The 12,339-nt window shown below is 67.2% G+C and carries 11 protein-coding genes and 1 pseudogene; 7 read left to right on the forward strand and 5 right to left on the reverse strand.

The window, feature by feature from the left end; genetic code table 11:
* The first annotated feature begins 9 nt into the window (after positions 1–9).
* From E0W80_RS15235 to E0W80_RS15260, 6 genes and pseudogenes are all read left to right on the forward strand, one after another.
* Entirely contained in the window at positions 10–786 is a 777-nt protein-coding gene (locus E0W80_RS15235) for an electron transfer flavoprotein subunit beta/FixA family protein (RefSeq protein WP_131493741.1), read from the forward strand.
* 9 nt (positions 787–795) lie between these two features.
* On the forward strand, positions 796–1,758 hold the full coding sequence (locus E0W80_RS15240; RefSeq protein ID WP_131493743.1) for an electron transfer flavoprotein subunit alpha/FixB family protein: 963 nt from the start codon (positions 796–798) through the stop codon (positions 1,756–1,758).
* Between the two features lie 81 nt (positions 1,759–1,839).
* Positions 1,840–3,276, forward strand: coding sequence for a cytochrome b/b6 domain-containing protein (locus E0W80_RS15245; RefSeq protein WP_240740554.1), 1,437 nt, complete (start codon positions 1,840–1,842; stop codon positions 3,274–3,276).
* A 12-nt stretch (positions 3,277–3,288) separates the two neighbouring features.
* Positions 3,289–3,555: a LysR family transcriptional regulator gene (locus E0W80_RS15250; RefSeq protein WP_131493747.1), complete on the forward strand. Its 267-nt coding sequence runs from the start codon at positions 3,289–3,291 to the stop codon at positions 3,553–3,555.
* Positions 3,556–3,590: 35 nt separating this feature from the next.
* Entirely contained in the window at positions 3,591–4,448 is an 858-nt protein-coding gene (locus tag E0W80_RS15255) for an enoyl-CoA hydratase/isomerase family protein (RefSeq protein WP_205802372.1), read from the forward strand.
* A gap of 46 nt (positions 4,449–4,494) precedes the next feature.
* Positions 4,495–5,420: pseudogene (locus E0W80_RS15260) on the forward strand (IS5 family transposase).
* Between the two features lie 23 nt (positions 5,421–5,443).
* Here E0W80_RS15260 and E0W80_RS15265 read toward each other — a convergent pair.
* On the reverse strand, positions 5,444–6,010 hold the full coding sequence (locus E0W80_RS15265; protein ID WP_061681787.1) for a TetR/AcrR family transcriptional regulator: 567 nt from the start codon (positions 6,008–6,010) through the stop codon (positions 5,444–5,446).
* Between the two features lie 134 nt (positions 6,011–6,144).
* Between E0W80_RS15265 and E0W80_RS15270 the strand changes: the two genes are divergently transcribed.
* Positions 6,145–8,700, forward strand: coding sequence for an MMPL family transporter (locus E0W80_RS15270; RefSeq protein WP_061681791.1), 2,556 nt, complete (start codon positions 6,145–6,147; stop codon positions 8,698–8,700).
* 112 nt (positions 8,701–8,812) lie between these two features.
* On the opposite strand, the gene E0W80_RS15275 is transcribed toward E0W80_RS15270, so the two are convergent.
* The 4 genes from E0W80_RS15275 to E0W80_RS15290 form a co-directional block, all read right to left on the reverse strand.
* Positions 8,813–9,707, reverse strand: a protein-coding gene (locus E0W80_RS15275) for an IS5 family transposase (RefSeq protein ID WP_102209980.1) whose coding sequence is annotated in 2 segments (ribosomal slippage) — positions 8,813–9,355 and positions 9,357–9,707 — 894 coding nt in all. Because the reading frame shifts where the segments join, the coding sequence is not laid out codon by codon here.
* 118 nt (positions 9,708–9,825) lie between these two features.
* Positions 9,826–10,209: a hypothetical protein gene (locus E0W80_RS15280; protein ID WP_131493749.1), complete on the reverse strand. Its 384-nt coding sequence runs from the start codon at positions 10,207–10,209 to the stop codon at positions 9,826–9,828.
* Positions 10,210–10,490: 281 nt separating this feature from the next.
* Positions 10,491–11,495: a DUF4192 family protein gene (locus tag E0W80_RS15285; RefSeq protein ID WP_165875487.1), complete on the reverse strand. Its 1,005-nt coding sequence runs from the start codon at positions 11,493–11,495 to the stop codon at positions 10,491–10,493.
* 128 nt (positions 11,496–11,623) lie between these two features.
* Entirely contained in the window at positions 11,624–12,121 is a 498-nt protein-coding gene (locus E0W80_RS15290; protein WP_131493753.1) for a hypothetical protein, read from the reverse strand.
* Positions 12,122–12,339 lie beyond the last annotated feature (218 nt).

The raw sequence follows: 12,339 nt of genomic DNA on the forward strand, positions 1-12,339 counted from the left end.
GAGAACGAGATGAAGATCGTGGTCCTGGTCAAGGAGGTCCCCGACACGTACGGGGATCGTGTGCTGTCGCTCGAGACCGGCCTGGCCGATAGAGGCGCGGGCGAGGTCGTCCTTGACGAGATTGGAGAGCGGTCGCTGGAGGTAGCCCTCGCCTACGCCGACCAGGCCTCAGACGTCGAGGTCATCGTGCTGTCGATGGGCCCGGAGACGGCCTCCACCACCATCCGGAAGGCCCTCGCAATGGGGGCATCCTCCGCCGTCCAGGTCGTCGACGAGGCGCTCCTCGGCGCCGACCTCGGGCTTACCGCCGAGGTGATCGCGGCCGCCCTCCGACGCATCGGCTTCGACCTGGTGATTGGCGGCAACCAGTCCACCGACGGCGCGGGCGGCGTCCTTCCGGCGATGGTGGCCGAACTCCTCGACGTGCCCGGCGCCACCTACCTCAGCTCGGTGGAGATCACCGACACCGACGTGTCGGGCACGCGCGCCTCCGACGGTGCGACTATGACCGTGACGGCGACCTTGCCGGCTATCGTCTCGATCACCGAAGCACTGCCCGACGCGCGATTCCCGAACTTCAAGGGGATCATGGCCGCGAAGAAGAAGCCGTTTGAGACGCTGTCGCTCGCCGACCTCGCCGTCGACGCCGATGATCCGGGCGGATCGCGCTCCATCATTATCGCGCTGAGCGAGAAGCCTCCGCGCGACGCCGGGGTAAAAATCGTCGACGAAGGCGACGCCGGCGAGAAGCTCGCAGAGTTCCTCTTACAGAACCGCCTCGCGTAAGGAGCCGAGATGACGTTGGCAGAAGATTCGATCCTGGTGCTCCTGGACACCACGCCCTCGGGCGAACTCGCCGCCTCGGCGGCCGAACTCCTCGGCGCGGCGGCCTCGGTGGGTACTCCGGTCGCCGTCGTCGTCGGCGACGCCAATCTGGCGGCGGATGCCGCGGCACTCGGTGCCGCGAGCATATTCGTCGTGGCGCCGAGTGAGGGACCCGTCGCGGCGAACGCGGATACGATCGCGGCCGCCGCCGAGCGAGTTTCCCCCGACGCGATCCTCGTATCGCACTCCGCGGAGGGCCGCGAGGCCGCGGGACGCTACGCCGCGCGTTCGAGGTCGGCGATCGCGGTCGACACCGTAGGAGTGACGAGGGATGCGCAAGGCGTCGTCGCCCACCATTCCGTGTACGGCGGCGCGTACAACGCCCAATCCGCGGCGACCTGGGGGGCGCTGGTGATCACCGTCCGGCAGGGGTCGGTTGATGCCCGCGCCGAGGCGGTCGCGAGCCCCGCCGTCGAGACGCTCGAGGTGGGGAAGCCGGCTCGTCGCCTCGCGAGGATCACCTCGGTCGAGGAGGCGATGGTGGCGTCGTCGCGCCCCGAGTTACGGGGTGCCGCGAAGGTTGTGTCGGGTGGACGAGGACTCGGGTCGCAGGAGAAGTTCGTTCTGGTGGAGCAGCTGGCCGATGCGCTGGGGGCGGCGGTGGGCGCATCGCGTGCGGCAGTGGATGCGGGGTACATCCCGTATGCGGCGCAGGTGGGTCAGACGGGCGTGTCGGTGTCGCCTCAGTTGTACGTCGCGTTGGGCATCTCGGGTGCGATTCAGCATCGGGCGGGGATGCAGACGGCGAAGACGATCGTGGCGATCAACAAGGACGCCGATGCGCCAATCTTCGACGTCGCCGACTTCGGCGTCGTCGGCGACGTGTTCACCGTCGTGCCGCAGCTGATCAACGCCCTGGAGGCGAAGAAGTAGGCGATGGCGACGCAACGGCTCGAGATCAGACGCGGCCTTCCGCGCACACCAGGAGGGCAGCCATGGCCGCCTAGCACGGTGATGCCTCCGGGACTGCCCACCGAGGCGCCCCTCCATACACCACCGCCCGGTGGGCTCCAGGGCTCGTCAGCGCCCACCGCAGAAGTTGACTCACCGACCGTCGGGCTCGACTCGCCGACCCCTGCGCCGCGGCGAAGCGAAGCGGAGCAGAACCGTAGCCACGCGATCGCGGTACGCCGCGGACTGCCGCGCATCGCGGGCGGCGAGCCCTGGCCGTCCACCGCACCTGTCGCCCCGCCCGTCGAGGTGCCGGACCGGCCCGCACCGGGGACTGCGAAGCCGTCAGCCACTGTGCGCCGCGGGCTCCCGCGTATCCCAGGGGGAGCGCCCTGGAACACGCGGGAATCGGCGCCCGCGCAGCGCCAGGTCGTACCGCAACCGATCGCGGAGCCGAAGGGGACGACTACGCCCGTCGCCGTCCGCGACCCCGCGGCGGCGACCATGCTCCACTTCACCCCTACCGCCTGGCCGGGGATATCGGCGCACGCGTACGCGCGACGTCGGGACGCGGCACCGCCGCAGCCCGACCGTCGACGAGTGGGTTCGTTCACGCGGGCACAGTGGGCCGGAGCAGTGGTGGTCGCGGGAATTGGGCTGGTCTATACCGCGGCGATGGTCGTGCTGGCCGTGCGCTGGCTGCTGTCAACTACGTGGGGCAATGAGTTCCTCGCCGCGTTTCCCGGCGAGTACCACCTGCCTGAGGGGGCGCCGGTTGGCTTTCCGCCGTGGCTCGGGTGGCAGCACTTCTTCAATGCGTTCCTTATCGTCCTCATCATCCGATCGGGCCTGCAGGTGCGGCGGGAGCAGAAGCCCGCCGCATACTGGTCGCCGCGCTGGAACCGAGGTCGTAAGATCAGTCTGCGGCTGTGGTTCCACCAGTCGCTCGACGCGCTATGGGTGCTCAACGGGGTCGTTTTCCTCGTCCTGCTATTCGTGTCCGGGCAGTGGATGAGGATCGTGCCCACCTCGTGGGAGGTGTTTCCCCACGCCTTCTCGGCTGCATTGCAATACGCTTCGCTCGACTGGCCGACCGACAACGGTTGGGTCAACTACAACTCGTTGCAGCAGCTGGCATACTTCACCACGGTGTTCGTCGCGGCCCCGCTGGCGGTGATTACGGGTGTCCGGATGTCAGGACTGTGGCCGACGATGGCCGTCCGTCTGAGCAGGGTGTACCCGGTGGAGTGGGCCCGCGCGGTGCACTTCCCGGTGATGATCTACTTCGTCGCGTTCATCTTCGTCCACGTCGTGCTCGTATTCGCGACCGGAGCGTTGCGCAATCTCAACCACATGTACGCGGCACAGGACGCCGTCAACTGGACGGGGTTCTGGATCTTCGTCGCCGCGACGGCCGTGATGCTCGCAGCGTTGGTCGCGGCTCGCCCGCTCGTGCTCGCCCCGATCGCGCGCCTGTTCGGATCCGTGTCGGGACGCTAGGGAGGAGCAACGATGGTGAGTTTGCGGATCCTGCGTACCCTGGTGGCTGTAGTCGACAGCGGGTCCTTCGTCGCCGGCGCACGCTCGTGCGGGTACAGCACCGCTCAGGTGTCTCGGCAGATGAATCAGCTGCAGCGCCGGTTGGGCGCGCAGCTGTTCGAGAAGAACGGCCGGATCCTGCGGGCAACGCCGCTCGGCGTCCGCGTCGCCGAGCAGGCACGCGAGTTGGTAGCCGAAGCGGACAGGTTCGACCGGTTCGTGCGCAGTGACATAAATTAGATAACTAGTACAATATTTCTAAACCTAGGAGAGGAATGGCAATGGTGCTTGGCAATGAAGAAGTCGATTACGGCTCCGCGTATCAGCATCTCTTGGTGGACATCGACGACCGCGTCGCGATCGTCACGATTAACCGCCCCGAGCAGTACAACTCGGTGAATCACCGACTGCATCAGGAGTTGGTCGAGATTTGGCGCGATCTCGGTCGCGACCCCCGGGTGAACGTGATCGTCGTGACCGGCGCGGGGGAGAAGGCGTTCTCGGCGGGAGCCGATCTGTCGATGCTGAAGCACCGCATGTCGCTCGCCAATGAAGAGCGCTACAACGACACAGTGACCTGGGAGGCCCGCGATCTCGTGTACGGGATGGTTAACTGCGACAAAGTGATCGTCTCGGCGATCAACGGCGCCGCCGTAGGAGCCGGGCTCGCCGTCGCGATCATGTCCGACATCTCTATCATCGCCGAGGACGCCCGACTCGGAGACGGCCACGTGAAGCTCGGCGTCGCCGCCGGCGACCACAGCGCGATGATCTGGCCGCTGCTGTGCGGTCTGTCCCGCGCCAAGTACTATCTACTCACCGGAGAGATGCTCGACGGACGAACGGCCGCCGAGATCGGCCTAGTCACGCGAGCCGTTCCTCGCGACGAGGTCCTCGACACCGCCATGGGGCTCGCGCGTCGCCTCGCTGACGGGTCGCAGCAGGCGCTCGGACTATCCAAGCGCGCGCTGAACCAGTGGCTGCGCCTGGGAGGGCTGACCGCGTTCGACTACTCCCTCGCGGTGGAGAAGATGGGGTTCTTCTCGCCCGACGCGCAGGAAGGTGTCACGGCGATGCGCGAGAAGCGCCCGGCGGTATTCCCCAGCAGCACCCATACCCCCGCTGCGCACTAGGGCGTGTCTGACAAAGGTTGAGGGGATCGGTTGAGACGCTGGAGCGGTGACGCGGTTTCGGTTGCTTACGGATGCTCAGTGGTCTCTGATCGATGGGATGTTGCCGAGGCCGACGGGTCGCCCGGGTCGGAAGTTCTCGGACGCGCGGACGATGCTGGAAGGGATCATTTACCGGTATCGGTGCGGGATCGCGTGGCGCGATCTTCCTGCAGTGTTCGGCCCGTGGCAGACCGTGTGGACCTGGCATCGCAGGCTCGCGACCGAAGGCACCTGGGACTCGATCGTGCAGTCGCTGATCGCGCAGGCCGACGCCGAGGGGCTGGTGGACTGGTCGGTATCGGTGGATTCGACGATCACGCGGGCGCATCAGCACGCGACGAACACGAGTCGCCCCACAGGGGGCTGTATCGAATTAGAGTCGCCCCACAGGGGGCTGTATCGAATTACACGAATCCGGGCGTCGAGCCGCCTGATCATGCTATCGGCCGCTCCCGGGGCGGCCTGTCGACGAAGATCCACCAGCTCGTTGACGGGAAGGGGCTGCCGCTGGTCACGGTGATCACCCCCGGACAGGCCGGTGATTCGCCGATGCTGCTGCCCTTGCTGGATCAGCTTCGCGTGGGTCGCCCCGTCGGTCGCCCTCGCACCCGCCCGGACGCGGTCTGGGGCGACAAGGCGTACTCGTCCCGCGCGATCCGGTCACGCTTGCGGGGGCGTGGGATCAAAGCCGTGATCCCCGAGCCCCGCGACCAGCAGGGGCACCGGAAGCGTCGCGGTTCACGAGGCGGAAGGCCTGTCGGGCTCGACACCGACGACTACAAGAACCGCAACGTGATCGAACGCCGGTTCTGCCACGCCAAGCAATGGCGAGGCCTCGCGACCCGCTACGACAAACACGCGATCACCTACCGCGCCGCCGTCCTCATCCACGCCGCCATCGCCTGGACCAGAACGCTGTCAGACGCACCCTAGCCGGCTGTGGACGGGGCGTACCGTCAGCGCCCCTCCTCCATTGCATCGCCGACGCCGACGAGCACACGCCATACCCAGTCCGCAGCGGTCTCGACTCGCGGTCGGGGGTCGCGCGCGAGCCACGCCTCGATGACGCCGAGTGCTGAGCCGGCGATGCCGGCACTGACGACGTCGAGGGGGATCCCTTCGAATGCGTGCGTGCCCATTCGCCCGAGGCCCTCGCGGGCAACGGCCTCGATGCGATCACGCAACCTGAACGCCACCGCGGCCGAGCCGTGGCGTCCGAGCACGCGCTGATAGACCGCCACATGCTCGTCGATGTGTCGCAGGTAGGCGAGGAGCGCGCGTTGCGGGCCGTCCGGTGCGGTGATCGTTTCAGGCAGGAAGGTCCCTGCCTGCTCGACCGCCGTGTCGATGGCATCGGCGAGAAGGGTGTCCTTGTCGGCGTAATGCTGATAGAAGCTGCTCCGATTCACTCCTGCCCGCTGCACGATGTCGGCGACGGTGAGTTCCTCGAGCGGCCGCTCGCGAGCCAAGGCGAACAGCGACTCCTGCAGGGACCGTCGGGTGCGGACGACGCGGGCATCCATGCGTCGATTGTGCCAGCGGGATGGGGAGACGCCACGCAGAACCCAGCCGCTCCGATTTCCGACAAATGTCGGCTATCCTCGGTGGTGGCTCGTAGGTGCGCCCTCGTCTCGTCTCCTCATGAAAGGCCTCTCGCGTGGCAGAACTCCTCTACCGTGTCGGACGATTCGCCGCGCGCCGACCGTGGGCCGTGGTCGCCGGTTGGATCGCCGCACTCGCCCTGGCTGTCGGAGCCTTCGTCTCCTTCGGCGGCACGCTGACGTCGAGCATGAGCATCCCGGGCACCGAGACCGAGCGCGTCACCGAGCGGCTCACCGAAGAACTGGGGGAACTCGGGGGCGGAACCGGCACCATCGTGTTCCGGACGGAGGACGGATCCGACTTCACCGAGGCCCAGCAGGGGGATATCTCCGCGATGTTGGCCGAGATCGACGGAATCGACGGCGTGGCCGATGTGGTCGACCCCTTCGTCGCGACGTCCGATCGCGCCGAACAGGAGCAGCAGCTCGAAGCCGGCGCGGCCCAGCTCGACGAAGCGCAGCGCCAGCTCGACGAGGGCTCCACTCAGATCGAGGCTGCGCGAACCCAGCTCGAGGCCGCTCAGGCGCAACTCGACGCGGCCATCGCTGAAGCGAAGTCCGCGGGGACGTACGCGCTCGCAGCGGCGCAGTTCGCCGCGCAGCAGGCCGAGCTCGATGCCGGTGCCGCTCAGCTCGAGGATCGCCGCGGCGAGCTGGACGCCGGTGCCGGCGAACTCGCCGAGCAGCGCGCTCAGCTCGATGACGCGCGGGTGCTCATGGATGCCGCCTCGGAGATCCGAACCGTGTCCGAGGACGGTGCCACTGCGATCGGCGTGGTGATGTTCGAGGACGACGTGTTCTCCGTCCCGTCCGAGGTCGTGGAAGCGGTCTCGGACGAACTCGACCAGGCCGAAATCGACGGGGTGCAGGTCGACTACTACTCGGCGACGATCGCCACCGCGGTCGAGGGACTCATCGGCATCGGCGAGATCGTCGGCGTCGCGCTCGCGCTGCTCACGCTCGTCATCATGTTCCGCGCGCTGCTGCCGGCGCTGCTGCCGATCGTCTCATCACTCGTCGGCGTCGGCGTCGGCGTCGCCGGGTCGCTGGCCTTCTCGGGCGTCGTGGACATGTCGTCGGCCACCCCCGTGCTCGGCATGATGCTCGGACTGGCCGTGGGCATCGACTACGCGCTGTTCATCATCAACCGCCATCGACGGCAAGTGCTCGCCGGTGTCGACGTGCACGAATCCATCGCCCTCGCGAACGGCACGTCGGGCAACGCCGTGGTCTTCGCAGGCTCGACGGTGCTCGTCGCACTGCTCGCCCTGAACGTGACCGGCATCCCCTTCGTCGGCGTCATGGGAACGGTCGCGGCCGGATGCGTGCTGGTCGCGGTACTCCTGTCGGTGACCCTGACGCCTGCGATGCTCGGGATCATCGGCCTCCGGATCGTCAATCGGCGGGCTCGCGGCCAGATCGGCCACGAATCGCACGCTCGCCCCGAGCTGAAGCCCATGAAGACCTCGCGTGCGTTCGCGCGCGCCGCACTCGCCGTCGGCGCGCTGCTCATCATCGCGATCCCGGCGCTCTCCATGCGGCTCGGCATGCCCGACGGGTCATCCGAGCCCGTCGACTCCAGCCAGTACCGGGCCTACACGTCCGCGGCCGAGGCATTCGGAGCCGGCCAGAACGGACCGCTGCTCGTCACCGCCGCGCTGCCGGCCCCGATCGATGAGGACGACGTCGTCGCGGTACAGGCCGACCTAGCCGGTCAGCTGCTCGAGCAGGGCGGCGTGGTCGCGGTCGCGCCGGTCGGAGTGTCCGAGGACCGCGACTTCCTCGCCTTCCAGGTCGTGCCGATCGGCGGACCGTCCACCGAATCGACCGAGCAGCTCGTGCACGACCTGCGCGAGCTCTCGCCGATCGGAGACATCGAGCTCGGGGTGGCAGGCCAGGCCAGCGGCAACATCGACATCTCCGAGAAACTCGCCGGCGTGCTGCCGGTGTACCTCGCGCTGGTCGTGGGGCTGTCGCTGCTCATCCTCGTGCTGGTGTTCCGCTCGATCCTCGTGCCGCTGATCGCGACAGCCGGGTTCGTGCTGTCGCTGTTCGCCGCACTCGGAGCCGTGGTGGCGATCTACCAGTGGGGATGGCTCGGGCCGGTGTTCGGCGTCCACACCCCCGGACCGGTGCTGAACTTCGCACCGATCATCCTCATCGGCGTGCTGTTCGGTCTCGCGATGGATTACCAGCTCTTCCTGGTGACCGGAATGCGAGAGGCGTTCGTGCACGGGGTGCCGGCCCGGACGGCGGTTGTCGCCGGGCTACGGAACGGGCGAGCGGTGGTCACCGCGGCGGCCATCATCATGGTGTCGGTGTTCGGCGGGTTCATCTTCTCGCACCTGGCGCTCGTGCGACCGCTCGGCTTCGGCCTCGCGATCGGCGTGCTGTTCGATGCGTTCGTGGTGCGGCTGTTGCTGATCCCCGCGCTCATGCACCTGCTCGGCGAGAAGGCGTGGTGGCTGCCGCGCTGGCTCGATCGGATCCTCCCGAACGTCGACGTCGAGGGCGCCGCGCTCGAGCGAAGCCATCCGATCCACGGGGCGGCGACGGAAGCCGGGGATGCGTCGTCGGACGACGTCCGGCACGCCGACGAACCCGTCCGCTGAGAGGGCGGCTCCGCCAGGCGGCGCCCGGCGCGCCGCCGAGTGAACCATGACAGGGCGACCGCCTCGTATCCCTTCGGTTGTGCGACGTCTCATCGGACTCAGGGCCAGCCGGCTAGGGTGCGTCTGACAGCGTTCTGGTCCAGGCGATGGCGGCGTGGATGAGGACGGCGGCGCGGTAGGTGATCGCGTGTTTGTCGTAGCGGGTCGCGAGGCCTCGCCATTGCTTGGCGTGGCAGAACCGGCGTTCGATCACGTTGCGGTTCTTGTAGTCGTCGGTGTCGAGCCCGACAGGCCTTCCGCCTCGTGAACCGCGACGCTTCCGGTGCCCCTGCTGGTCGCGGGGCTCGGGGATCACGGCTTTGATCCCACGCCCCCGCAAGCGTGACCGGATCGCGCGGGACGAGTACGCCTTGTCGCCCCGGACCGCGTCCGGGCGGGTGCGAGGGCGACCGACGGGGCGACCCACGCGAAGCTGATCCAGCAAGGGCAGCAGCATCGGCGAATCACCGGCCTGTCCGGGGGTGATCACCGTGACCAGCGGCAGCCCCTTCCCGTCAACGAGCTGGTGGATCTTCGTCGACAGGCCGCCCCGGGAGCGGCCGATAGCATGATCAGGCGGCTCGACGCCCGGATTCGTGTAATTCGATACAGCCCCCTGTGGGGCGACTCGTGTTCGTCGCGTGCTGATGCGCCCGCGTGATCGTCGAATCCACCGATACCGACCAGTCCACCAGCCCCTCGGCGTCGGCCTGCGCGATCAGCGACTGCACGATCGAGTCCCAGGTGCCTTCGGTCGCGAGCCTGCGATGCCAGGTCCACACGGTCTGCCACGGGCCGAACACTGCAGGAAGATCGCGCCACGCGATCCCGCACCGATACCGGTAAATGATCCCTTCCAGCATCGTCCGCGCGTCCGAGAACTTCCGACCCGGGCGACCCGTCGGCCTCGGCAACATCCCATCGATCAGAGACCACTGAGCATCCGTAAGCAACCGAAACCGCGTCACCGCTCCAGCGTCTCAACCGATCCCCTCAACCTTTGTCAGACACGCCCTAGCAGCACGACAGGTCACACGGCGCCCGAAGCGAGATGCTTCGGGCGCCGTGTCATCAGTGCAAGCGACCTCACCCCAGGTCGTCGGTCACCCCCACACCGAGGAAGTCGAACCGGTGAGCGGTGAGCGGCGGCTCGTAGCCGACGACGTACGGGCGGAAGGCGATCGCGATCGCTGGCGAGGCGATCGGGATCATGCGAGAGTCGTCCATGATCTCGCGCGAGGTCTCTCGCAGGAGTTCGGCGCGCGCCTCGGGATCCGACTCCGACCGCGACTTGTCGAGTAGCTGCGCCAGCTCTTCTGTGGCGACGCCGGCCGGGTTGTTGAGCCCGTCCGGGCCGACCAGGTTGTCCAGTGTGATCGACGGGTCCGCCCGTCCGCCCCACGGCGTGAAGTATAACGGCACGGTCTTCTGGTAGTAGTACCGGGTTCGTCGGCGTCGCGGGTGTCCCATTCCTCATCGACCACGACGGTCGCCTCCGGGAACGGCTCGGCGAGAGTGACGATGCGGCTGATGAACTCTTCCGGTGACCATTTCGAGGATCCCTCGATGCGCCGGTCGCCGTTGTCTTCCGTCCAGACCGACGAGTCGTTGAGGTGGTCTTCGGTGATGTGCTCCAGCTGCTCGATGGTGATGGCCGGTGCGTTCTTGATGGTGATGTTGGTGAACTGTCCCATGGTGGGATCCCTTCGTGTTGTTGGGGTGGCCCCGGGGTTCCGGGGCCACCGTGGTGATCAGGCCGTGAATACCCAGTCGGGGAGCATCCCGACGTTGAGTACTTCGGCCAGCAGGTGCGCCATGCTCAGCGACGGATCGGCCTTCTGAGCCAGATCCACGTAGAACGTCGCGTGAGTCGAGTTGCCCATCGCCCATGACAGCCACGTGCAGGCCGTCAGCAGGGCCGCACGATCCGCGGCCGGTGTGTGCGCGGCCAGCACACGGCACACCGCCAAGGCGGCCTTCAGGCGGCCGATCTGAGGCCGGGGAGCCTTCCCCAGCAACACGTCGCCGATGTGATCCGGGACGGGGGTGCCGTCCGCGAATGCGCGCTGTGCGGCCAAACCCTCTTTGCCGAATGCCGCGTTTGTTGCCCACTGGACGAGGGCGGCATCGCGGAACATCGGCAGGGATATAACCCCGGCCAGCAGAGCCGCCTTCGGTGCCTCCAGCGCCTGAGGATCCCAGGTGAGAACCTCCTCGAACAGCGCATTGAGATCAACCGTCGTCACGTCGGGGAGCGAGGCGGCGAGGATCTTCATCCGCAGCGACTCATCCACGACGGGGAGCGAGGCGCCGGTGCTCTGATCGCCGTCCTTGATCAGATCCGGCCCGGGCAGTGCGGGCAGAGAGTCCAACGGCCGCTCCGAGCCCTCGAAGAATCCTCCCCAGCCGGTCGGCGTGACGTACGCCAACTCGACAACTTCGAGTCCGATGAACTCCGCCGCCAGCATCAGATCTGACGCCAGCGGCTGGTGCTCGGCTTCGGTGCCGTCCGTGTAGACGATCGCCGCGAATCCCGTCACCCCGTTCACTCGGCAGGTGACTCCCATCGCCGTGGCAACCATCGCGGCGCGAGCCTCAGGATCCGTGTGGAGATCCATCCTCAGCGCCGAAAGCGCTCGGTGTCCCACAAACGGTGCGATGACCAACGAGTGCGCGGGCATGAATCCCAGCAGCGCGGTCACCCCACCGATCAGCTCGCCGACTCCCTCGGCCTTCAAAACCTTCTTCTCAGTCATTCTGGTTCCTTTCATTCGATGTGTTGTGAACCTGACATTTACAGACTAGGCGGAGCCTCAGACATTGGTGATCCGGGGCCGTGGTGCCGGCGGCCGCCGCCCGAACGAGGCGACGGCCGCCGGGGTGGTCAGCAGATCTCGAATCCGCCCGAGGCACGGACGAACGCGGCGAACTCCCGCACGTTCTCCGTGCTGAACGGATAGCTCGCCGCCCACGGTGCGCGCGTGCCTTCACCGGCGCAGCCGTTACAGCCACCGAGCCCGGTTGCCGGGTCGCGCGGCTTGTCGTAGCTGTGCTGCTTGCCGATCTGGTCGGTGCGTAGGCCCGTGCTGTCGCACAGATCGCAGGCCTCGCGGGGGAGAGCGGCGACCTCGGCGGCGTACGCCGCCTGGTAGGCGTCCACGGCGCCGGCGGAGAGATCGGCGTCGAGTGCATCGGCCAGGGCGACCGACTCGGCCGCATCCAGGCCATCAGCGCTGTTGCTGTGCCACTCGGTGCAACCCGACGCAAGATCCGGGTGCACGTTCAGGATGTAATCCGCCAGCGGACGCCACCACCACACGTTGTTCCGGAAGTACTCCCCGACCTCAGACGCCGGAGCCTTTCCAAAGACATCCATTCCCATGTTGTTGGTTCCTTTCGTTTGGTGTGTTGTGAACCTGACATTTACAGATTAAGGAGGGGTACGGACATTGGGGTGTTTGGGGACGAGTGGGGGTGAATTGTGCTTGAAATTTGCAAGCTTTTTTCGGGGTGTTGCCCGGTCGGTGTCGGCGGTCGGTGTGGTGGCGAATGTTGCTTGAAATTTGCAAGCAGTTTTCGGGGCTGTGGGGTGCTCGGGGG

The organism is Microbacterium sp. PI-1 (genome assembly GCF_004337555.1).
GTDB lineage: Bacteria > Actinomycetota > Actinomycetes > Actinomycetales > Microbacteriaceae > Microbacterium > Microbacterium aurugineum.